This window comes from Pseudarthrobacter arbutini (genome assembly GCF_054510915.1).
In genome coordinates this window covers 145,619-165,321 of sequence record NZ_JBTNDQ010000012.1, presented here as the reverse complement: position 1 = coordinate 165,321, position 19,703 = coordinate 145,619, and the positions used below count along the sequence as shown (strand labels likewise).

Below are 19,703 nucleotides of genomic sequence, written 5' to 3'. Positions count from 1 at the left end.
CGGCTAGATCACGGCCTCAACGAACCATAGAACCACGGCGTCAGCAGGCGACCACAAGCACATTTTCAGCCCGGAACGGGCGTCCCGCAAGGGACAAAAAGGCTAGATCGAGTATTCCGGAGCGGCCCAGACAATCACTTCGGGGTGCTCGTAGAAGCGGTAGCCCTGGCCGCGGACGGTACGGACGGTGTTGGCGAGGCGGCCCAGCTTGGAGCGGAGGCGGCGGATGTGGACGTCGATGGTGCGCTCGTTGGGGACTTCCTCGGCGTTGCGCCACAGGCCCTCGAGCAGTTCATCGCGGCCAACCGTGCGGGTGCCGTTTTCCACCAGGTAGTTCAGGAGTTCGAATTCCTTGAAGGTCAGGTTCAGGGATTCGCCGTCAAGGTGGACTTCGCGGCGGGCGAGGTCGATCAGGACGCCGGACGGGCGCAGGTCCTGGGGCTGCTGCAGCCGGGCAGTCTCCGTGCGCTTCTGCGCGTTCACGGTGGGGTCACCGAAGGTGGAACGGACGACGTCGAGCGCGGAACCGGGGGTGCCGGCCGGGGCCACGGCCACGGCCGCGTAGCTTTCGGCACCGGTCACGAGTGACTGTGCGTATGCGCGGATTTCCTGGGCAAGTTTGGCAATGGAGGTTCCGGCAGCCGCCGCGGTCTCCTCGTCGATGCCCATGTAGAGGACAAATCCGCGGGCCACGGTGTCGTTGGCGACGGGCCGCACGGCGTTGGGTCCAGCGACAACCGGAGTGGGCGCGGTCAGCGGCGCTGCTTCGGCAGGCTGGACGGCGCGGAGCTGGCCGTAGGAATTGGGGTTGTAGCCCTGCGGTGCGTAGCCGGGGGCGGGGAAGCTGGCGCCGGGGGCGGCCGGGGCGAACGCCGGTCGGGCACCGAAACCCTGGCGAAGGCCGGAAGCCTGGCCGGCCTTGCCCGCGTTACGGACGGAGATGTGGACGTATCCAGATGCAACTGACATGAATGCTTACCTCAATGTGAATGGCCGTCATCGCGGCTCGAATGCTGGTTGTCCCCGCAATGAAATCTGGGGATGGCGCCCTACGCTGGGCTGGGGGCGAATGCCTAAGAACTTCGTGGGGTCTGAAGATCAGGCGTGCATTCGACAACAGCGCATGTCGGCAGCAGCGGATGTGCTGGGCCAATATTCTGCGGCTGCAGGTGCTGTTGAGTTCTTGTTCACAATTGAAAGTGTGCAACGTAACAATGAAAACTTGCAAGTAACAATGGGTGCAACGTTCCGCATACTGAGACAAAATGCGGATTTGTGTTACAGATCACCATTCTGATTTGGCGGCAAAATAGGAGTTGTTGTCCGCCAAGGGTGCGCAAATGGCCCTCTCCGGCGAACAATGTTCGCCCTTTCGCCATACTAAGACCTTGAAATTCACTGGCCAATTACTTGCCAAGATTCCCTGCTGGGTTTTGCCGCCTGTCCAACGGAGAAGGCGGCCGCCTGCGGATTATCGGCGCCCGCCCTGCCGGGCAGATCGCCCATCCAGCTCGCTAGGCTGGGATTCACAGCGTGCGCACAGGAACCCCATAGCGCGGGCTAACCGAATGATCGGAGAGTTGTCCCATGGCCACTTCGCACTCCATGACCAACAACCTTCCCCAACTGACCCACCCGGACGGCTCCCCCATCCGCGCCCTGGTGGTTGACGACGAACCCAGCCTTTCCGAGCTCATGAGCATGGGGCTGCGCATGGCCGGCTGGTCTGTTGCCGTGGCTTCGGACGGCCCGGAGGCCGTCAAGCTTGCCAAGGAGTTCCGCCCGGACGTCCTGGTGCTGGACGTGATGCTGCCAGGGTTCGACGGCGTTGAGCTGCTGGGCAGGATCCGCGCCTTCGCGCCCGAGGTACCTGCGCTTTTCCTGACTGCCAAGGACGCTGTCCAGGACAGGATCGTGGGCCTGGCGGCCGGCGGGGACGACTACGTGACCAAGCCGTTCAGCATGGAAGAGGTCCTGTTGCGGCTGCACCGCCTGGTCCAGCGCTCCGGCGTTGCCGCGATGGACACTGCCGAACTTGTGGTGGGCGATCTTGTCCTCAACATCGACACCCGCGAAGTGACCCGTGCGGGCGACGCCCTCCAGCTCACCGCCACCCAGTTCGAGCTGCTCCGGTACCTCATGGAGAACCCCAAACGCGTCATCAGCAAAGCCCAGATCCTGGACCGCGTCTGGAACTACGACTTCGGCGGCCAGGCCAACATTGTGGAGCTCTACATCTCCTACCTGCGCAAGAAAGTGGATGCAGTGCACCCGCCCATGATCCATACCGTGCGGGGCGCCGGCTACGTCATCAAGCCGGCTGAGTAGCAGCTCGATGTCCTCGCCGCGAGCAACCCCAGCACCAGCCCGGAGCTGGCTGAAACCGGACACCTGGCATCTGCGCACGCGCCTGATCTTGTTGGCCATGGCCCTGCTGGTGGCCATCTGCGGCGCCGTGGGGCTGTTCAGTTACGCGTCCATGGATTCCTTTCTCACCGGGCAGCTGGATGAACAGCTGAGCCAGGCCGCCGAACGGTCGAACGATCCGGGCCGCCCGCCCATGGGCGGATTCAACGGCAGGCCGGACCCGCTTGACTCCCGCGGGCAGAGTGTCGGAACGCTGAATGCGCGGATCCTGGACGGCCAGATCCCCAGCGGCGGTTTCCTGGACTCGGACACCACGCGCCTGGCCCTCGACGCCGAGGACAAGCAGACCCTGCTGGCGCTGACGCAGAACGGCCTTCCCGTGAACCGCTCGCTGTCCAACGGGGATTACCGGATTGTGGCAGTGCAAACCGGCTACGGCGATGTCCTTGTCACGGGCCTTCCGCTCGCCGCCAAGGAGAGCACGCTGGCATCGCTGGTGTGGACCTTTGTGTTTGTCTCCTTGGGCGGCCTGGCGCTGATCGGACTGGCGGGAACCGTGCTGATCCGGCGCACCATGAAGCCGCTGGAGCAGCTTTCCGAGGTGGCAACCCGGGTGGCCCGGCTCCCGCTGGACGCGGGCGAGGTGGCACTCGCGGTGCGCGTCCCGCCGTCGAACTCCAATCCCGGAACCGACGTGGGCAGCGTAGGGCACGCCCTCAATCAGATGCTGGACAACGTCGCCAACGCACTCGAGGCGCGGCAGCGGAGCGAGACCAAGGTGCGGCAGTTTGTTGCCGACGCTTCCCATGAGCTGCGCACCCCGCTGACCGCCATCCGCGGGTACACGGAGCTGATGCGGATGACCGAGAACTTCACGCCGGACGGCCGGAAATCCCTGGCCCGGGTCCAAAGCCAGTCCGAACGCATGACCACCCTGGTGGAGGATCTGCTCCTGCTTGCCCGGCTCGATGAGGGCCAGCCCCTGAAGCTCAGCGAAGTAGACCTCACACAACTCGTGATCGAAACCGTCAGTGACGAGAAGGTCATCGCCCCGGACCACCACTGGCGCCTTGAACTGCCTGACGAGCCGCTCGCCGTCACGGGTGATGCGTCCCAACTGCGTCAGGTGCTTGTCAACCTGCTCTCCAATGCGCGCAAGCACACGCCGCCGGGGACCACGGTGGTCACCGCTGTCACGAAGTCTGCCAATGGCGGCGCAGCGGTGACGGTAACGGACGACGGCGGGGGCATCCCTGCGGAATTCGTAGACCACGTTTTCTCCCGGTTTGCCCGCGCAGACGCGGCGCGCAAGGGTACGGCGCCGGCCTCGGGCGCCGGGGCGTCCGAAGGCACTAGTGGCTTGGGCCTGTCCATTGTCCAGTCGATCATGGAGGCCCACGGCGGGAGCGTGGAAGTGACATCGCGGGCCGGACGGACGGAGTTCGCGTTACTCTTCCCTGCCGGCGCGCTGGCGCGACCCACTGGCACCCGAGCCCAGCAAGGCGACACACCGTCGTCGTGATTCCTGTTACCAAAATGTGACTTAAGCTTCCAGCTCCTGTAGCGTCGATGAGGTGTGGTTCCCGTTTGGGCCGCATATCCGGATGACGCCAAGCTCTGCCGCTTCCCGGATTCCGTTTTCAGAGGCAGAGGCGGGGGACCCACCGTCCCGGGCACCAAGTGCCCTTTGGGGTTAAGCCAACACGTGATTGTGCCGTGTGGCCGGATGCCCTCATCCGAACCCGACAGCTAACTCCGCAGGTGTGAGAGGCGATCCATCATGTCTGAATTCAAGGTAGAACCGCGCCCGCAGGGCGACAACAAGTCCGATAGCCACCGCAAGCAGACCCGCTTCGGCGCAGCTATGTCCCCACTTTCCAAGGCCGCCCGGATTCCCTCCGTGGGCCAGCGCGTCGCGGTGTTCGCCACCGCGTGCGCCCTGTTGGTCGGTGTAAGCGCCGCAGCACACGCTTCCGAGTCGGCCTCGCTTGCGGCCAGCGCCAACCAGGCCGCCGAAGAAGAGAACGCCCAGTCGAAGCTCAGCTTCGAAGCGGCTGAGATCCAGGCCCCGGCCACTCCGGAAGCGGCTCCGGCTGAAATCAACGTCGCGCCCCAGGCCGCCGATCCGGCACCTGCCCCGGCACCTGCCCCGGCACCGGAACCCGCTGGTGCTCCTGCTCCGGCCCCCGAGCCTGCCCCTGTTGTGGCCGTCAACGACCCCGCAGGAGCGCAGGCCTACGCTGCCGGCCAACTGGCGACGTACGGCTGGTCCGCTGACCAGATGCAGTGCCTGCAGACGCTGTGGACCAAGGAATCCGAATGGACCACCACGGCCACCAACGCCAGCAGCGGCGCGTACGGCATCGTCCAGTCGTTGCCCGCTGAGAAGATGGCGAGCGCCGGCGCGGACTACGTCACCAACTACCGCACGCAGATCAACTGGGGCCTGAACTACATCCAGGAGCGCTACCAGTCACCGTGCGGCGCGCTGAACTTCCACCTGTCGCACAACTGGTACTAAGCCGACCGAGCGGCGCCGGCGGCTGGCGTCGCTGAGCTGCGCCGGCGGATCACGATAGTGATCCGCCGGCGTCAAAGCCGGAAAGAAATGAGCTTCCGTCCCGCGGCGTCCGTTTCCACGGAGGCGGTCACGGCACGGTAATCCGCGATATGCAGCACGCCTGCCGGCAATTCGCCCGCATTGGGACCCACGGCCACCGTCCGGATACCAGCAGCAACGCCTGCCGCTATTCCGGCGGGCGCATCCTCAAAGATCACGGCGTCCTCCGGATTGACGCCCAGCAGCCCGGCGGCCATCAGATAGCCTTCCGGGTGCGGCTTGCCCCGTGTGACCAGGTCCGCCGTCACGGCGATGGCCGGCATGTCCAGCCCGGCAGCGTCCATGCGGATGTCCGCCAGGGTCCTGTCCGCTGAAGTCACCAGCGCCACTGCCTCGGCCGGGAGGCTGCGAAGCAGGTCGGCAGCCCCCGGCAACGCGACGATACCGGCAGTCCGCACCCGTTCCATCGCGCCCAGTTCCTCGGTGAGGGCCTCGACGTCCGCTCCCCCCGGCGCGAACCGGCGTACGGTATCGGCAGCCTGGACGCCATGCGAAGTGCGCAGGATTTCGGCGATGTCCAGGCCGTACCGGGCCGCGAATTCTCCCCAGACCTCCTCCACTGCTGCCGTGGAGTCCACCAGTGTGCCGTCCATATCGAAAAGGACGGCCCGGCATGTCAGTGCTCGTGTGGCGGCAGGTACTCGTGTGGCGGCAGGTGTGGGGATGTTCATGCTGCCTATTTTGCCTTAGGCGTCACCGGCTTAAGTGTCACGGGCTTAGGCGTCGCGACCCCGGGCATCACGCCCTTAGGCGTCACGGCCCGGGATGTACTGCACCGCCCACTTGTTGCCGTCGGGATCCGCGAAGTAGACGAAGTGCCCCCAGTCCTGGATGTCTATGTCGCTGACCTCCACACCGTTGCTCTTGAGGTGGTCGTGGGCAGCCTGGATGTCGCCGACCACCATCTGCAGGCTTGGGGCCGTACCCGGAGGGGCGTCATTGAGGCCCTCGCCAATACAAATGGAGCAGGCGGATCCCGGCGGGGTCAGCTGGACGAAGCGGATGCCATCCATGGGCCGCTCGTCGAAATCCGGGTTGAAGCCAACTTTGTTGACGTAGAAATCCTTGGCGCGGTCGACGTCGGATACGGGCACAAAAACGAGTTCAAGTTTCCAGTCCATGCGCCACAGGCTAACGGCGGCGGCAGGAAAGCGGAAGACCTGAAATCCGAAGCAACCCCGAATCAGCCAGCGATGCCGTACAGGCGGTCGCCGGCGTCGCCCAGCCCGGGAACGATGTAGGACTTCTCGTCGAGCCGTTCGTCAATGGAGGCCAGCACGATGGTCACGTTGGCCTCGGCCAGTTCCTCTTCGAGCTTGGCCAGGCCTTCCGGCGCGGCCAGGAGGCAAATGCACGTGACGTCGGAGGCGCCGCGCTTGAACAGGAACTTGATGGCTTCGCGCAGGGTTCCGCCGGTGGCAAGCATCGGATCCAGCACAAAGATCTGCCGGTCCGTCAGGTCCTCCGGGAGCCGCTCCGCGTAGGTGATGATGTCCAGGGTTTCCTCATCGCGGGCCATGCCCAGGAAGCCCACCTCAGCGGTAGGGACCAGCTTGGTCATGCCCTCGAGCATGCCGAGCCCGGCGCGCAGGATGGGAACCACCAGAGGCGTGGGCTTGGTGAAAGCGGTGCCCACTGTGGTGCTGACCGGCGTCTCGATGGTGACCGGCTGGGTGCGGACCTCACGGGTGGCTTCGTAGGCCAGGAGGGTCACCAGCTCTTCCGTCAACTGCCGGAAGACCGGTGACGGAGTGTTCTTGTCCCGCAGGACGGTGAGCTTATGGGCGACCAGCGGGTGGTCCACAACGAGAGTGCGCATGCGTCAAAACTATCACCCGCGCGGGCAGCGCCCGGCCGGGAATCAGCTCGACGGATCGTCCCTCAAGGCGGGTTGTTCGAACGTGGGTGCCGGGCCCGCGTGCTCGCGTTTCCGCAGCACATGGAACAGCCGGTGCGCCAGGATCACGATGCCCACCCAGGCAAGGCCCAGGAACCAGCCGGCCATCACATCCGTCAGCCAGTGGTGGCCCAGGAACACCCGGCTCAGGCCCATCGCGATGATGAAGATCACCCCGGCGATGATGGCCGTGATGCGCGCCCACAGCAACTCGAACTGGAGGCACATGACATAGACCAGGACACCGATCACCACCGTCGTATTCAGCGTGTGGCCGCTGGGGAAGGACGGAGAGGTCTCGTACGGCGGGACCGCTTCCGAGTGGTCCGGGCGGTTGCGGCCCACCAGCCGCTTGCCCACCGTGGTGGCCAGTGTGGAGACGGCCGCGGCGCCGCCCACCAGGATGATGGGCCGCCAAGTCCGGCTCAGGAACGTGAGCCAGGCCGTAAGGATGCTTGCCAGGATGGGCATGCCGATGCCCCCGCCGATGTTGGTGAAAGCCGTTACCCCGGCATCCAGTACGGGGTTCCGCAAGCCCTGGGACAGCTCCAGCGCGGGCAGGTCCAGGGCGGCCAGGCCCTCTTCATCCACCACGTTGTCGTAGACCTCGGCACCCAGGAGCGCCATGGTGACCACCAAGGCACCGCCAACCAGCATGGTGATCCACAGCGCGGCGTACGGTTTGAACCATTTGCCCAGACGGTCCCTGAATCTGTCCACGATGCCTCCCCGGCGTTAATGCTTTGCAGGCTGGATATCCTTCGAAACTATCATTGAGCCATGGTCGCCGCAGAAAAGAACCACCTCGAATGGATGGGTCTTGCCCTGGACGAAGCCCGGCGCGCGCTGGCCACCGGGGACGTGCCGATCGGCGCCGTGGTGATTGGGCCCGACGGCGCCGTGCTGGGTTCCGGACGGAACCAGCGGGAAGAACTGGGAGACCCCACTGCCCACGCAGAGATAGTGGCCATCCGCCAGGCGGCGGACCGGTTGCGTGCCTTGTCCAAACTCGACGGCGGCACCGGGGACGGCTGGCGGCTGGCCGACTGCACGCTCGTGGTGACTCTGGAGCCGTGCGCCATGTGCGCCGGCGCGGTGGTCCTGGCCAGGATTCCCCGCGTGGTCTTCGGTGCCTGGGATGAGAAAGCCGGAGCGGCGGGCTCGGTGTTCGATGTCCTCCGCGAGCGCCGGCTCAACCACTGGGTTGAGGTGTACGGCGGGGTCAGGGAAGAGGAGTGCGGAGCGGTCCTCAGGGACTTCTTCGCAGCGCACCGCAGTCGGCTGTAACGGGTCGTGCTGTGACGGGTCGTAGCGGGCTGCAATTCGTCTCGGGCCTGCTGTAGCGCTCTCACCTGCCTGCACGACTCTCAGCCTGCGGCATCCAGGGCGTCGATCCTGTCCTGGCGCGAGGCCGGCGAGTCCAGGCTGAACGAGCGGAAGTCGCCCAGTTCGTCCCGGATCCAGGCCTCTACCTCGGCGATGCGCCGGGATACAGCGGGTGTGGCCCCGCCAAAGAGCCAATGGGCAATCCGTGATTTCCCGGGATCGTATTGCCACAGCCCGATGATCCGGCCGCGGTCGAAGATGGGATGATCCGGCAGGTCAGCCTGCAACGCCAACGTGGACCCCAGGACCTGCTTACCCTTGTCCTGCTCGGCAAACAGATCCCCCGAGTTCCTGCGGAGCAGGACCAACGAATCCGTGCCGGCCAGCAGCTGAATCTGTTCCTCCGCCGGCGCCTCGAACGACGCAAGCCGCCCGACGTCGTCGGGCATCATCCACAACACCTCACCGTTGGCGGTGGGAACCTCCACCGCCCCAGTGGCGGCCAACGCTGCCTTCGTGTGGGCCAGGGTGAACCCGGTGAACCATTGCGACTGCTTGACCGTGGCGCCGCCAGTCCAGCCGAGATAGCGCTGCAGCAGGAGACTGCGGGCGGCTTCGTCGTCCATGGCGGTGGGCGGCAAACCCCACAGTGTGTAGGCGTAGCGCTGCTGATCCAGCCGGCCGTTGGCGGGCACGCGCCGGATCCGGCCGTCCGCCTGGAGGAGGCCCAAGGCCGTGGGCAACGTGGTGGCCGCGCCCTTCTTTTTGCCCTCCTCGCCGAGGTTCCGGACCGAATCGCCCAGGAGATCCTTGAGCTGTTTGGGGTCCAGCGGGTGGCCGGCCTCGGCGAGGGCGTGGAGGATCTCCTCCTCCAGCAGCGTGATCTCGCCGCGCTCGACGCCCATTCTTGCCAGCACACGGAACGGCGCCACGGCAGCGTCCCGGCCAATCTGGAGGCCCCACGCGAAGTCATCCTGTCCCAGCACATAGGTGCAGCCGCGGGCGGTGGGCAGCTCATGGATGTTCAGCGACAGGACGTCGGCATCCGCCCGCTCACGGCTAGTGCCGGCGCGGGCAAAGAGCGTGAGGTACGGGTTGGCGCCGCCGACGGAACGGGCCCAGCCCGCGCTGCTAAACACGTCGGCGGCATCCGCGCCCTGGAGTGTGCCGTCGAGGCCCTGCTTGTGCCAGGCCCATGCCCTGAGGAACTCCGGAGTGAGCACCTGCGGATCCGGGGCATCTTGGCTGAAGGATTGTGGGGTCACGGCTTGGGGGATCACAGCTTGGGGGGTCAATACGGCGGCGGAGGTCGGCAGCGTGGTCATGGCTTATTGTCCACCGGCCGTACGCGCAGCGGTAGGCATCCCCTCGGCGGAGTTTTCTTCAGCGGGCGATTTGGCATGAGGCGTTTTAGCAGGCGTGCCGAGGATTTCCAGGACGTTCCGGGCGGTGGAGTCCCAGCCGGGCAGCCGTTCCCGTGCCGCCAGGGCAGCGGAACGCCAGCCGACTCGGAGGGATTCGTCCACCAGCCACTGCCGGATCACGGCAGCGAGCACGTCCGCGTGGTGGTCTTCAGGTCCGTTGCCACGAGGTGCGTCGCCTTCGGGTCCGGCGAGTCCGACGGCGGCACCTGGCACCGCAGATGTCCCGCCATCACGTTCACCACCACCACGCTCGCCGTCCGGTCTTCCCGCGAGCCTGCCGGCGAGTCTCCCGGCGAGGCCCAACGCGTCCACGGCGCCGGTTCCCTCCCTCACGATGACGGGAATGCCGTGGGCCAGCGATTCCGTCACCACAAGCCCAAAGGCTTCGGCCCGCGACACGAGAAGGCTCAGGTCTGTCCGGTTCCATTCGTTCGCCAGTTCGGTCCCGGCGAGCTGGCCGGTCACGCGCACCCTGTCCTCCATTCCAGAGGAGGCAATGGCTGCCCGGACCTGTGCCGCATAGGCGGGATCGGCGTCGTCCGTTCCTACCAGGGAGGCTGTCCAGGCGAGGTCCTGGAGCCGGGCCAGCGCGGCCACGGTCAGCAACTGGTCCTTGTTGGGCAGCAGCGCGGCCACCGCAATGATGTGGGGCGGGGCCGAACCTGACGCCACCGGTGCCGCGTCCGTCCCGGGCAAGACAACCCGGCTGGCGCGGAGCCCGTGCTTTTCTGCCGCCGAGGCCGCTGCGGACGAACTGGTGCAGATCACTCCGGCGGCCGCCCACAGTGCCCGCCCCTCGCCGTCGGGGTGGCTGGGCGACGGCATATGCTGCAGGACCCAGGTGTGTTGTCCGGCGGCCGCGGCGTACTCCAGTTCGCCAGGCGCACCGCACGCAATCAGCCCGTCCACGAGGGTGACCGCTTCCGGGGTGATGTCCGCCTGCGGGGGGTCCGACCTTGGGTCCCAGGCGCCCAGCAGGCCGCCCAGCCGCCGTCGGTCTCCAGCGCTGGCGTCAGGCCACGAACCTTCCACCGCCAGCATCTCCACAGCAACCCCCAACGATCTCAGGCCCTGGGTGAGCCGCGCGTTGTAGACGTTGCCGCCGGAGTTGTGGCGGATGTTGGCGGGGACCAGGAACCTGACCAACATGGGATCAGGCGGACAGGTCGAGGGTGTAAGTGGCCCACGCGTCCGGATTTTCGCGCAGGGTGACGTCGATCCCCGCGAGCTCGCGGCCGTCGCCGTCACCGTCGCCGTCATCCGTGAGCTTGGCTGCGACGGCGTGGGCGATGTACTCCGCGAGCGCCTCGGTGGTGCTGAGCTTCCCTTCGAAGTCCGGGTGTTCGTCCAGGTTTTTGTAGTTGAGGCCGGACACTACGTCCTCGATGATGCCGCCGGCGGCTCCGATGTCCAGGACGATCGAGTCCTGGTTCAGCGCACGACGGCGGAACGTCACCTCCGCCACGAACGTCGCCCCGTGGAGGGCCTGGGCCGGGCCAAATGCCTCCCGCGGGAGGCTGTGGGCGATCATAAAGTGGCGTCGGACGGTCAGGCTGAACACGGGCTACTTCCTGTCTTTGGGGTTGGCTTCCGCGGGGCTGTCTGCGTTGGGGTATTCGATCACATGGCACAGGGCTTCGAGCGTGCCGTCGGCTAGGTTCTGCACTACTGCCGGCAGGTCCGTGAACGGAGAGGCCCCGGTGAGGAATACATCGAAGACCGGGTCCTTGAGGAGCTCAACAGCCAATTCCAGGCGCTCGGCCGTGGTCCGGCGGTGCCGCCGTGCCCGGGCAACCACGCCCACCTGGCTGGCCCGGATGGAGAGCCGGCGTGCGTGAAAGTCTTCACCCAGCGGCAGCGTGACCTTGCGGTTGGCATACCAGGACATCTCGATGATCTCCCCCTCATCGCCGGCCAGCTGCAGGCTGCGTTCGAGGCCTTCCTGGGAAGCGGAGCAGTGGAACACGATGTCGCAGTCGGGTTTGGCATCATCCGGGCGGGTGAACTCCACGCCGAGCCTGTCCGCCAACTGCTTGCGTTCCGGGTCCACGTCCACGAGTTGCAGGCGGGCCAGCGGGAAAGTCCGCAGCAGGGTCGCCACCATTCCACCCACCAGACCCGCGCCGACGACGGCGATCCGGTCCCCCAGCCTCGGTCCGGCTTCCCAGAGGGCGTTGACGGCGGTTTCCACGGTGCCGGTGAGGACGGCGCGGCGGGCGGGGACGCCGTCGGGAATCCTGGTGAGGGCGTCGGTGGAAATGACATAGCGGTCCTGATGCGGATTGAGGCAGAAGACTTTCTGGCCCGCCCAGCCTTCGGGCCCCTCCTCCACAACGCCCACGGAGAGATATCCGAACTTCACGGGCGACGGGAAGGTACCCTCCTGGTGCGGGGCGCGCATTTCCGCAGCCACGCGGGGCGGGACGGAGCCTTTGTGCACAACAATTTCCGTGCCCTTGCTGATGCCTGAATACAGCGTACGGACCAAAGCTTCGCCGGGCCCGGGAGCGGGCAGTGCCTCGTTGCGGAGCTCGCCGTGTTCCGGGCCCGTGGTCCAGTATGCGGTCGCCTGCGCTTCTTTGCGTGACTTGGTCATCTTGCTTATGAATCTAGTCCGCGAGCGCTCTCCGCGACACCCACCCGGCGCGAACGGACACTTGGGGCCCTTGGAATCGGGGCCATAACTGTCCGTTCGCGCTGTTGATGGTTCGCACGGTTGATGGGAGGCAGCCCTGTTCTGCCCGCCCCGACTCTGCCTCAGACCAAATGCGGCCTCGCCGCCGCTTGGGGCTGGCGGTCAGACAGTGCTGTGGGCAGTGAAGTCCCAGTTCGGGTAGGGGTCTTCGGGCATGGGTCCGTCGGGCGGCGTGTCGTCCGGGAACAGCGCATAGTCGAACAGTTCATCGCCGGGCTCATTTGGGCCGGCCCGGTCAAAGTCGATGCCGTGAATATTGACGCCGTGCAGCTCTGGAGATGGATCGTCCTCCAAGGTGCCGCCGGGAGTTTCGACTACGGGTGCCCCTGGATATCCGAGTCCACGCGGATCAGCATGGAGAACCAGCTCTGACTTTTGGCCCGGTTGTTGTTGTGGCCGGAGTTTTGGCCAGTGGGGTGGTTCCCAGTCGGGGTGTTCGCTTTGGTAGTGGCGTCCGGTCGGTGATGTCCAGCCGGGTGGTTCGTTCTTGGTTGCGGTGGTAGGTTTCCAGGCCGTGGTGTGTCTGAGTCTGTGGTGTTTGTGGCATGGCTGGCCGAGATTGCTGATCCCGGTGCTGCCTCCTTTGGCCCAGGCGAGGAGATGGTCGGCTTCGTTGTCGAGGGACTGGTTGCTGCAGCCGGGGAACGGGCACTTCCCATCCCGCATTCGCAGCCATTGGCGTTGGGCTTTCGTCACCCGGTAGCTGGTCCGCCCGATCTCCAACGGAGCTCCGTCGCGGGCGTCGATCAGAACCCGATGGAAGGACTCCGCACCGTTCGCGACGAGACGGCGGGCCATGGACGGCGGGATCGGCCCGTACCCGTCCAGCATGGCCGGCTCATCCGTGACACCCAGCAGCGAAAGCACGGGGACCGTAACAAGAACCTGAGCCCGCGGCGACGGGACACCAGCAACCACTCTGCCGCCGTCGATATCTGCCTGGTCACCGGTGCCGCCGAGGAGCCAGGTGGCGGCGGTGTCGGCGCGGATCTGGCTGAGGGTCCGCCCTTCGTCCGGGCCTTGCAGGGCCCTGGCGGCTGAAGTGGTGCGGTCCCAGATCCCCGCGGCCTGATCGGCGGGCAGATACGCGCTGAGCCAGGCCATGCCATCACGGTCCGGGGCATACTCCAATCGCCGATCCTGGACACCTCGTGCGTGGCGTTTTTCGATGCTGACCGGATGATGCCGCTCCCGCCACGTCCGGGCCTTGTGCCGGAACCGGCCGGGGACGAGCCCACCGGCCAGGCACCCCCGGGCAGGATTCACGGTGGCGGCGTCCAGGAAATGCGCCTCCAACGCCGCAGCGGCCGGCCGGTCAAGGTTGGTGGTTTCGTCGACCATAATCCGGGCGTGCTGCCAGGAAATCGTCCCGGCCTGCAGCGCGGATAAGGTCAGGGGCAGCCTGGTGGTGAGTTGGTGGGCCTCGGCCAACAGCGCCCCAGCGGACCGTTCGCTCACCGTGAGCACGCACGCGACCTCCGCGACCACGGCCATCTCTTGCCCGGTGTTGTCCTCAGGTGACGTGGCCGGACCCGCCAGCGCTTGGGCAGCGTCGTCATAGTCGGCGACCGCCTGGACTTTCAGCGCCGCCATCTTCGCCTCCCCGCGGGCCACGGCAGCCAGCGTCTGCAGGGCGAGCTCGGACCTCCGATGCAGCGGATCAGCACACTGACCCGGGGCTTCGACAGCCTCACGGATCACAACCGCAAGCTCAGCGAAGGACACAGAAAGGGCCTCCGCCGTCGCCACAGCTGCTCTGCTATCCATACTCAAATCATCCCCGGAGGGTGTGACAATAACGGCGAGGCTGAAGGGCTATGTGCATAACCCTGCGAAGCAACGATCGGTGCCGCGAATCGCGCCGCGGCAATTCAGGGCCTCAAGTGTCCGTTCGCGCGGGCGCGCCAACGTTGTGGGGCTTAAGTGTCCGTTCGGGCGCTGGAGTGGGCTTAAGGATCCCTTCGCACCATCCGGGGGCTGAACGCCTGCCGTTTTGTGGATGGGCGGTATGCTCCGGTAACCTATTCAGGTTGGTGACGTGTCCGAGCGGCCGAAGGTGCAACACTCGAAATGTTGTTTGGTGTCAAAGCCAACGTGGGTTCAAATCCCACCGTCACCGCCAATTGGCAAGGCCCCTGCTTCCCTTATAAAAGGGAAGTGGGGGTTTTGTTTTGCCCCAAACTTAGCCCCTTGATTTGCTGACGTTGCCGTAGATCGTGGGGCGCGAAAACCTGAAGCAGGTCGGCGATGCGTTGGACAGTGTTGTTGCCGGCGCCAATACGCCGACTGGCGACCGCCCCGTCGTCGAGGCGGCCGCCAGTGTCAGTGCGCTGCGGGCGCTAGTGCTCGGTGCCTGCCGCAGCAGCCTTCCTGGCGTTCTTCTCGGCGTCCTTCTCGGCGCGCAGAGCCTCCGCCTCGTGCTGCTCCTCGGCTTTTTCCTGGTGGATGACCTCTGCCAGGAGCTTCTCCATCTCCTTGGCCACGCCGGCCGCTGACGCTGGGTTCTGGCCGGTCACCAGCCGGTCGTCGACCACGACCTTTTCCTCAAAGACACCAGCGGAGACGTGGGTGGCACCCTGTTCCTCAAGCCGGTCTGCCAAAAAGAACGGGATGACCTGGTCCTTCCCTGCGGCAACCTCCTCGTCGTTGGTGAAAGCAGCGACCTTCCTGCCCTCGACCAGCCGAAAGCCGTTGGCCAACTCGACGTTCAGCAGTCCGGCCGGCCCGTGACAGACAGCGCCCACCACGCCGCCGGCGTTGTAGACGCTGGCTACGAGGTTCTGCAAGCCTTCGCTGTCCGGGAAGTCCCACATGGCGCCGTGCCCTCCCACGAGGTAGACGGCGTCGTACTGGTCGGGATCAACCACGTCGACGCGGGCGGTGTTGTAGAGACCGGCGCGCGTGGTCTCGTCCTCCGTGAAGGCGACCTGGATGGGATCTTTTGAGTCCACCTCGTCGCGCGGGGGCTGGCCGCCCTGGATGGACGCGAAGTCGACGAAATGCCCTGAATCCTTGAAGACCTTCCAGGGATGTGCAGCCTCGGCCACGTTGTATCCGGTCTTCTCTCCGGTATCGCCGATCTCGGAAACGCTGGTCAGTACCATGAGAATTTTCTTCATGAAGTGCTCCTTCCGTCTAACTTCCACCCTACGCCCAGCCCAATTCGGGCCCTCCTCCCCGTCATAGACGGCAAGGGCCTTTGCTGTACCCGACGGACAGTCCCCCCGCTAAAGCTTGTCCGTCTTGTCATCTCCCTTGTGCCCGCCGCGCAGGTTTTCCTGGACCTTGCCGAAGAGATCCTTGATGGTGGATTCGGTATTCGTCAGCATGTCCGGCTGAAGGTAGACGTGTTGACTGCCCGGGAGGCTGTAACTGGACTGCAGGCCGCCGCTTCCTTCGACGCCCTGCAGGGCGATGGTCACGCCGCCTTCCTTGCGCGCAATGGCCGCGATTTTTCCGAACACCAGCGTGAATTCGTCTGGCTCAAAACTGACGGTCTGACCCACGTGGGTCCTGTTAAGTTCACTGGCCGGAATCGCTTTCTCGTTGCCAGTCCCTGAGTAGTTCATCATGTGCTCCCTGAGGTAGTTGGCCACTTACGCCAGCAGTCTAGCCCCGCCCCATGCCGTGGTACATGGCCCTACTGGATGCCTGCACAAACGGCCGCAGCAAGAGTGGTCACATCCTCCATTGAGCAGACCAGAGCCCTTCGGGTTGTATGTAGTGGACCCGGCACACCTGTCCGGCACCCGATCTTTAAAGGAAGAACCGTGACTTCGATGACGAATCGCGTTAATGCCCCCGGCCAATGGGACGACGTCCAGGTGGGCGACACCGTTCTGCTGACCCGGAACGGCCACACCGAGTACGCCGGCGCCGTGGACAACAGGACAACGGACGGCGAGACCGTCTGGGTCAGGACGCCGGTGGGCGGCCGCAGGCTCTTCCATGTCAGCGACGGCTTCGAACTCACCTGGAGCCAGCCGTGACCGATACCTGCCCCGACGACTGCCATTACTGCTCAGGCCCGGAAACAGACTGAACCCAGCCACAGGTTGGGCAGCGGCCGCCAGCCCTGCGAGACTGAGTCCTGAAGCCGACGTCGATCTGCCAGGAGCCACCGCATGACTCTCGAGAACAGCACCTCAGCCAGCTCAAACCGCATCACCGAATTGTTCGGCACGGACGTTCCGGTGGTGCTGGGTCCCTTCGGTGGCGTCTCTTCGGTGGAGCTGACAGCAGCCGTGAGCGACGGCGGCGGGCTGGGTTCCTACGGCCTCTACGGTTACGGTGCCGACGCCATTCGGAACACAGCTGCCGAGCTCAAGAAGGCAACGGCGAAGCCGTTCGCCCTCAACCTCTGGATTCCCACCGGCGACGAAGCCACCTCGCTCCCCCAGCCGGATTTCGACCACTACGTCGGGACCCTGAAGCCGTACTTTGACGAACTGGGCCTGCCGGTTCCTCACATGCCGGACCGCTACCTGCCCGACTACGACGAGCAGGTGGAGGCAACCCTGGAGGCGCGTTCCGCCGTCGTCAGCTTTGTGTTCGGTGTGCCCGCGCCGGAACTGGTTGAAGCGGCGCACCGGCGTGGAATTGTCGTGGTGGGAACCGCCACCACGGTCGCGGAAGCCGTTGCCCTGGAAGCAGGCGGCGTGGATGCCGTGGTTGCCAGCGGCATGGAATCCGGCGGCCACCGCGTCTCGTTCCTGAAGCCCGCGGAGGAGTCCCTGATCGGAACTTTTGCACTGGTTCCGCAGGTGGTTGACGCCGTCGGGATTCCGGTAATCGCCGCTGGCGGCATTGCAGACCGCCGCGGCTACGCTGCTGCACGAGCCCTCGGCGCCGAAGCGGTCCAGGTGGGCTCGGCGTTCCTGGCCACCCGCGAATCCGCGGCCGTCCCTGCATACCGGGCCATCCTGCACAGCCCGGCCGCGCGGGAAACAGTGTTGACAAGAGCCCTCAGCGGACGGCTTGCCCGCGGGATCCCCAACCGCATCATCGCCGAACTGTCAGGAGCTGGTCTCTCGGAAGCCGGAATAGCCCCGTTCCCAACGCAGAACTGGCTCACCGGCCGCTTCCGCCCGGAGGCAGCCGCCCAGGGAAACACGGAGCTTATGTCGCTGTGGGCGGGGCAGGCCACACCGCTGATCCGGCATGACTCCGCCGCTGATGTCCTTGCGGAACTGCTCGCCGGCAGTCCGGCTTTGTAAGCTCGATACATCCGCGGTTATCCCAGCCATCGAATGTGGGACGATCGCCCGTTGACACCGGAGGCAATCCTTGACCAAAAAGACCGGCAAATCCAAGAGCAAGAACAAGGACCGGCGGCACCTCAAGGCTGTTCCCTCGGCCCCCAAGATGCCGCTGCAGCTGGTCCTGAACCATCGGGCAATCGACTCGATGGCTGTCGAGTTTCTTCAATGGAACGCGGCTGAAGCTCCTGATCCTGCCGATGCCTTCGAGTCCCTCGAACTGGTCAAGCTCTTTCTCACGGCCCAGCACGCCATCAACGGTTCGAGTTCGGCCACCGCAATCGACAGTGAAGGCGTGGAGCAGGCGGCCGGAGCCATTGCGGCGTCGTTGGACCCCGACGACATGGATGAGGCCTTCGACGACATCTACTTCGCCCTTCACTCGTACATCCATTTCCTGAAAGGGACCGGCCGATGGAGCGGCACGGACGCCGACTTCGAGGAACTCCATTCAGCGCTGGGAAACGGTATCGCCGCGGCTGTCCCGCAATTGCCGGTTATCCAGGTACCTGACCTCAGCGACGACCACCAGGAGGCTGCGTTCAATGCCATGCCGCTGATCCAGCATGCCACCTCCCTGCTGGACTGGATCGGAACCGGCAAGGAAATCACCAGCACGGGTGCCCTGCGGCTTAAGGACATCGAGCCGGCAGCCGCAGCCGTAGGAGTACATGCCAGTGGAAAGCGGGCCGCGAGCCGGACCCTCCCACTTTTCGATCTGGAATCTGCCGAGAGCCGGCCCAAAACGTTGCTGGAAGTCGGAACCATGCACGACGTGCCGGTGCTCCGCGAGATCTGGTCAGCCTTGGTGGGGGCAAACCTAATCAGGCTCGGATCCACCAAAGCCGTTCCCGGCCCGGAAGTGGCCGCCTGGAACAGCACGAGGATCGAGGAACGGCTGGACATCCGCCGGATGCTGTCGGTGGTCCTGCTGGTCGGAGTGCTCACCGACGAGGACCAGGTGTGGGACCAGGAAGCGGTAGCCGGGACACTGCTGGCCGTCCTCACCTATGGCACCACCGATGAACCGATGCCCGTGGCGGAACTCGAACTTATGGCGTCGCCGGACCTTGAAGGCGCCTTGCAGGACGTAGACCTTGAAGACACGGAACTCGAAGAAACGGGCCTTGAAGAGATCTACGCGTCGTTCGCGGCCCTGCAGGCACAGCAGAAGCTAACCCTTCTCGCCGAACTCGGATTGGTGGAGGCGGTGACCGATTACCGTGTTCCCCCGGTCGCCATCCAGTGCCTCGACCTGGCCATGGGTTTCTTGAAGTTGCCAGCCGAGCCATCCGAAACGACAGAATCTCCATCCAACGTGATCGCGCTGCACGGACTGTCACCGACGGACCGCCCGCCCAAAGGCCGGTAGAATCTGAACGTCGCCGAGGACCACTGGAAGAACGCGACTGAAGCCCGTCACCGGCGACCGAAATAAGGAGGATCCGTGCGCACCAACCACGCCCGGCCACCCTTCCATTTCCTTCGCGCAGCGTCCCTGTCCACAGGAGTCCTGACTCTTGCCGCAGGCGCCCACGTGGCCGGCGGCGGCGACCTTCCCGCCCCAGGCATCCTGCTGGCCGTGCTCGCACTGACAGTGCTGGCAGCCACCTCCGCCACGAGGCTGCGACTCAATTTTCCAGCCATGCTCACTGTCCTCGGCGCGGGACAGTTCATCCTGCACGAAGCCTTCACGGTCTTCAGTTCGTCGGGTACCGCTGTAGGCGCTGCCGCCTCCGGGCTCCATAACGCCCACCTCGCCGGCGCCGCCGCGCCCGTCATCGCTGCCACCGGACACGTCCACGATCCCGGATCCGCGGGCCTCCTGATGCTCCTGACCCACGCACTCGCCACCGGCGCGTGCGCCCTCCTGCTGGCCAGGGGTGAAGCTGCGCTGTGGGCTCTGGCCGCGTGGCTGAGGCCCCTCGTCCGGCTCCCCGAAGCAGTAACGCCCGACGCCGGCACACCGCGTGCGGTGACTGCCCCACCGGCGGTTCTCCCCCTCCGCCCCTGGCGGAACCTCAGGCAACACAGCCGACGCGGCCCGCCTTCCGCCGTCGTACTTTCCTGACTCCACCCGCACCGCACTTCCGCAGGCCGCGGGCCTCATCCCGTA

Annotated in this window: 21 protein-coding genes, 1 tRNA gene and 1 riboswitch; of the genes, 10 read left to right on the top strand and 12 right to left on the bottom strand. The window is 65.5% G+C overall.

What is annotated here, in order from left to right:
- Positions 1-102: 102 nt before the first annotated feature.
- Complete coding sequence (locus ACX80V_RS15115) at positions 103-969, bottom strand: winged helix-turn-helix domain-containing protein (RefSeq protein WP_485843829.1); 867 nt, start codon at positions 967-969, stop codon at positions 103-105.
- Here ACX80V_RS15115 and ACX80V_RS15110 point away from each other — a divergent pair.
- From ACX80V_RS15110 to ACX80V_RS15095, 4 genes are all read left to right on the top strand, one after another.
- On the top strand, positions 968-1,297 hold the full coding sequence (locus ACX80V_RS15110; protein WP_157768949.1) for a hypothetical protein: 330 nt from the start codon (positions 968-970) through the stop codon (positions 1,295-1,297). The two genes, ACX80V_RS15115 and ACX80V_RS15110, sit on opposite strands and share 2 nt — an antisense overlap.
- A 290-nt stretch (positions 1,298-1,587) precedes the next feature.
- Positions 1,588-2,328: a response regulator transcription factor gene (locus ACX80V_RS15105; RefSeq protein ID WP_254752394.1), complete on the top strand. Its 741-nt coding sequence runs from the start codon at positions 1,588-1,590 to the stop codon at positions 2,326-2,328.
- 7 nt (positions 2,329-2,335) lie between these two features.
- Positions 2,336-3,889, top strand: a complete 1,554-nt coding sequence (locus ACX80V_RS15100; RefSeq protein WP_485843828.1) for a HAMP domain-containing sensor histidine kinase — start codon at positions 2,336-2,338, stop codon at positions 3,887-3,889.
- A 100-nt stretch (positions 3,890-3,989) separates the two neighbouring features.
- A riboswitch (cyclic di-AMP (ydaO/yuaA leader) is annotated at positions 3,990-4,142 on the top strand.
- Between the two features lie 5 nt (positions 4,143-4,147).
- Positions 4,148-4,888, top strand: coding sequence for an aggregation-promoting factor C-terminal-like domain-containing protein (locus ACX80V_RS15095; protein WP_485843827.1), 741 nt, complete (start codon positions 4,148-4,150; stop codon positions 4,886-4,888).
- A 71-nt stretch (positions 4,889-4,959) separates the two neighbouring features.
- Here the strand turns inward: ACX80V_RS15095 and ACX80V_RS15090 are convergent, their stop codons facing one another.
- From ACX80V_RS15090 to ACX80V_RS15075, 4 genes are all read right to left on the bottom strand, one after another.
- Complete coding sequence (locus tag ACX80V_RS15090; protein WP_485843826.1) at positions 4,960-5,658, bottom strand: HAD-IA family hydrolase; 699 nt, start codon at positions 5,656-5,658, stop codon at positions 4,960-4,962.
- Between the two features lie 75 nt (positions 5,659-5,733).
- Positions 5,734-6,108, bottom strand: a complete 375-nt coding sequence (locus tag ACX80V_RS15085; RefSeq protein WP_485843825.1) for a VOC family protein — start codon at positions 6,106-6,108, stop codon at positions 5,734-5,736.
- 62 nt (positions 6,109-6,170) lie between these two features.
- Positions 6,171-6,806: a uracil phosphoribosyltransferase gene (upp, locus tag ACX80V_RS15080; RefSeq protein ID WP_056342624.1), complete on the bottom strand. Its 636-nt coding sequence runs from the start codon at positions 6,804-6,806 to the stop codon at positions 6,171-6,173.
- A gap of 42 nt (positions 6,807-6,848) precedes the next feature.
- Positions 6,849-7,541 (bottom strand): phosphatase PAP2 family protein, encoded by a 693-nt coding sequence (locus ACX80V_RS15075; RefSeq protein ID WP_485843835.1) that lies wholly within the window; start codon positions 7,539-7,541, stop codon positions 6,849-6,851.
- A 123-nt stretch (positions 7,542-7,664) separates the two neighbouring features.
- Between ACX80V_RS15075 and tadA the strand changes: the two genes are divergently transcribed.
- Positions 7,665-8,171 (top strand): tRNA adenosine(34) deaminase TadA, encoded by a 507-nt coding sequence (gene tadA, locus ACX80V_RS15070; RefSeq protein WP_485843824.1) that lies wholly within the window; start codon positions 7,665-7,667, stop codon positions 8,169-8,171.
- An 80-nt stretch (positions 8,172-8,251) separates the two neighbouring features.
- Here tadA and ACX80V_RS15065 read toward each other — a convergent pair whose 3' ends face one another.
- The 5 genes from ACX80V_RS15065 to ACX80V_RS15045 all read right to left on the bottom strand — a co-directional run bounded on the left by ACX80V_RS15065 (position 8,252) and on the right by ACX80V_RS15045 (position 14,096).
- Positions 8,252-9,535, bottom strand: coding sequence for a DNA glycosylase AlkZ-like family protein (locus ACX80V_RS15065; protein WP_485843823.1), 1,284 nt, complete (start codon positions 9,533-9,535; stop codon positions 8,252-8,254).
- Positions 9,536-9,538: 3 nt separating this feature from the next.
- The gene (locus ACX80V_RS15060) at positions 9,539-10,783 is read right to left on the bottom strand and encodes a glycosyltransferase (RefSeq protein ID WP_485843822.1); all 1,245 of its coding nucleotides are present in this window, start codon (positions 10,781-10,783) and stop codon (positions 9,539-9,541) included.
- Positions 10,784-10,787: 4 nt separating this feature from the next.
- The gene (locus ACX80V_RS15055) at positions 10,788-11,195 is read right to left on the bottom strand and encodes a 6-pyruvoyl trahydropterin synthase family protein (protein ID WP_485843821.1); all 408 of its coding nucleotides are present in this window, start codon (positions 11,193-11,195) and stop codon (positions 10,788-10,790) included.
- A gap of 3 nt (positions 11,196-11,198) precedes the next feature.
- Positions 11,199-12,230 (bottom strand): zinc-dependent alcohol dehydrogenase, encoded by a 1,032-nt coding sequence (locus ACX80V_RS15050; protein ID WP_485843820.1) that lies wholly within the window; start codon positions 12,228-12,230, stop codon positions 11,199-11,201.
- A gap of 201 nt (positions 12,231-12,431) precedes the next feature.
- Positions 12,432-14,096, bottom strand: coding sequence for an HNH endonuclease signature motif containing protein (locus ACX80V_RS15045; protein ID WP_485843819.1), 1,665 nt, complete (start codon positions 14,094-14,096; stop codon positions 12,432-12,434).
- 265 nt (positions 14,097-14,361) lie between these two features.
- On the opposite strand from ACX80V_RS15045, the gene ACX80V_RS15040 reads away from it, so the two are divergent.
- Positions 14,362-14,451, top strand: a tRNA-Ser gene (locus tag ACX80V_RS15040).
- A gap of 217 nt (positions 14,452-14,668) precedes the next feature.
- Here the strand turns inward: ACX80V_RS15040 and ACX80V_RS15035 are convergent.
- Together ACX80V_RS15035 and ACX80V_RS15030 are read right to left on the bottom strand one after the other, a co-directional pair.
- Entirely contained in the window at positions 14,669-15,448 is a 780-nt protein-coding gene (locus ACX80V_RS15035; RefSeq protein WP_485843818.1) for a type 1 glutamine amidotransferase domain-containing protein, read from the bottom strand.
- 108 nt (positions 15,449-15,556) lie between these two features.
- A complete protein-coding gene (locus ACX80V_RS15030) occupies positions 15,557-15,898 on the bottom strand; it encodes a hypothetical protein (protein ID WP_485838325.1) in 342 nt (113 codons plus the stop codon).
- A gap of 210 nt (positions 15,899-16,108) precedes the next feature.
- Between ACX80V_RS15030 and ACX80V_RS15025 the strand changes: the two genes are divergently transcribed.
- From ACX80V_RS15025 to ACX80V_RS15010, 4 genes are all read left to right on the top strand, one after another.
- Positions 16,109-16,318, top strand: a complete 210-nt coding sequence (locus ACX80V_RS15025; RefSeq protein WP_058930086.1) for a hypothetical protein — start codon at positions 16,109-16,111, stop codon at positions 16,316-16,318.
- A 135-nt stretch (positions 16,319-16,453) separates the two neighbouring features.
- On the top strand, positions 16,454-17,545 hold the full coding sequence (locus ACX80V_RS15020) for an NAD(P)H-dependent flavin oxidoreductase (protein WP_485843817.1): 1,092 nt from the start codon (positions 16,454-16,456) through the stop codon (positions 17,543-17,545).
- 70 nt (positions 17,546-17,615) lie between these two features.
- Positions 17,616-18,959, top strand: a complete 1,344-nt coding sequence (locus tag ACX80V_RS15015; protein WP_485843816.1) for a hypothetical protein — start codon at positions 17,616-17,618, stop codon at positions 18,957-18,959.
- Positions 18,960-19,034: 75 nt separating this feature from the next.
- Positions 19,035-19,658: a hypothetical protein gene (locus ACX80V_RS15010; protein WP_485843815.1), complete on the top strand. Its 624-nt coding sequence runs from the start codon at positions 19,035-19,037 to the stop codon at positions 19,656-19,658.
- Positions 19,659-19,703: the final 45 nt, after the last annotated feature.

What these genes read in the sequence shown, in the direction of transcription:
- ACX80V_RS15110 (WP_157768949.1), top strand. Translation starts at nt 968, where the DNA reads ATGAATGCTTACCTCAATGTGAATGGCCGTCATCGCGGCTCGAATGCT.
- ACX80V_RS15115 (WP_485843829.1), bottom strand. Translation starts at nt 969, where the DNA reads ATGTCAGTTGCATCTGGATACGTCCACATCTCCGTCCGTAACGCGGGC.
- ACX80V_RS15105 (WP_254752394.1), top strand. Translation starts at nt 1,588, where the DNA reads ATGGCCACTTCGCACTCCATGACCAACAACCTTCCCCAACTGACCCAC.
- ACX80V_RS15100 (WP_485843828.1), top strand. Translation starts at nt 2,336, where the DNA reads ATGTCCTCGCCGCGAGCAACCCCAGCACCAGCCCGGAGCTGGCTGAAA.
- ACX80V_RS15095 (WP_485843827.1), top strand. Translation starts at nt 4,148, where the DNA reads ATGTCTGAATTCAAGGTAGAACCGCGCCCGCAGGGCGACAACAAGTCC.
- ACX80V_RS15090 (WP_485843826.1), bottom strand. Translation starts at nt 5,658, where the DNA reads ATGAACATCCCCACACCTGCCGCCACACGAGTACCTGCCGCCACACGA.
- ACX80V_RS15085 (WP_485843825.1), bottom strand. Translation starts at nt 6,108, where the DNA reads ATGGACTGGAAACTTGAACTCGTTTTTGTGCCCGTATCCGACGTCGAC.
- upp (WP_056342624.1), bottom strand. Translation starts at nt 6,806, where the DNA reads ATGCGCACTCTCGTTGTGGACCACCCGCTGGTCGCCCATAAGCTCACC.
- ACX80V_RS15075 (WP_485843835.1), bottom strand. Translation starts at nt 7,541, where the DNA reads ATGCTGGTTGGCGGTGCCTTGGTGGTCACCATGGCGCTCCTGGGTGCC.
- tadA (WP_485843824.1), top strand. Translation starts at nt 7,665, where the DNA reads ATGGTCGCCGCAGAAAAGAACCACCTCGAATGGATGGGTCTTGCCCTG.
- ACX80V_RS15065 (WP_485843823.1), bottom strand. Translation starts at nt 9,535, where the DNA reads ATGACCACGCTGCCGACCTCCGCCGCCGTATTGACCCCCCAAGCTGTG.
- ACX80V_RS15060 (WP_485843822.1), bottom strand. Translation starts at nt 10,783, where the DNA reads ATGTTGGTCAGGTTCCTGGTCCCCGCCAACATCCGCCACAACTCCGGC.
- ACX80V_RS15050 (WP_485843820.1), bottom strand. Translation starts at nt 12,230, where the DNA reads ATGACCAAGTCACGCAAAGAAGCGCAGGCGACCGCATACTGGACCACG.
- ACX80V_RS15045 (WP_485843819.1), bottom strand. Translation starts at nt 14,096, where the DNA reads ATGGATAGCAGAGCAGCTGTGGCGACGGCGGAGGCCCTTTCTGTGTCC.
- ACX80V_RS15035 (WP_485843818.1), bottom strand. Translation starts at nt 15,448, where the DNA reads ATGAAGAAAATTCTCATGGTACTGACCAGCGTTTCCGAGATCGGCGAT.
- ACX80V_RS15030 (WP_485838325.1), bottom strand. Translation starts at nt 15,898, where the DNA reads ATGAACTACTCAGGGACTGGCAACGAGAAAGCGATTCCGGCCAGTGAA.
- ACX80V_RS15025 (WP_058930086.1), top strand. Translation starts at nt 16,109, where the DNA reads ATGACGAATCGCGTTAATGCCCCCGGCCAATGGGACGACGTCCAGGTG.
- ACX80V_RS15020 (WP_485843817.1), top strand. Translation starts at nt 16,454, where the DNA reads ATGACTCTCGAGAACAGCACCTCAGCCAGCTCAAACCGCATCACCGAA.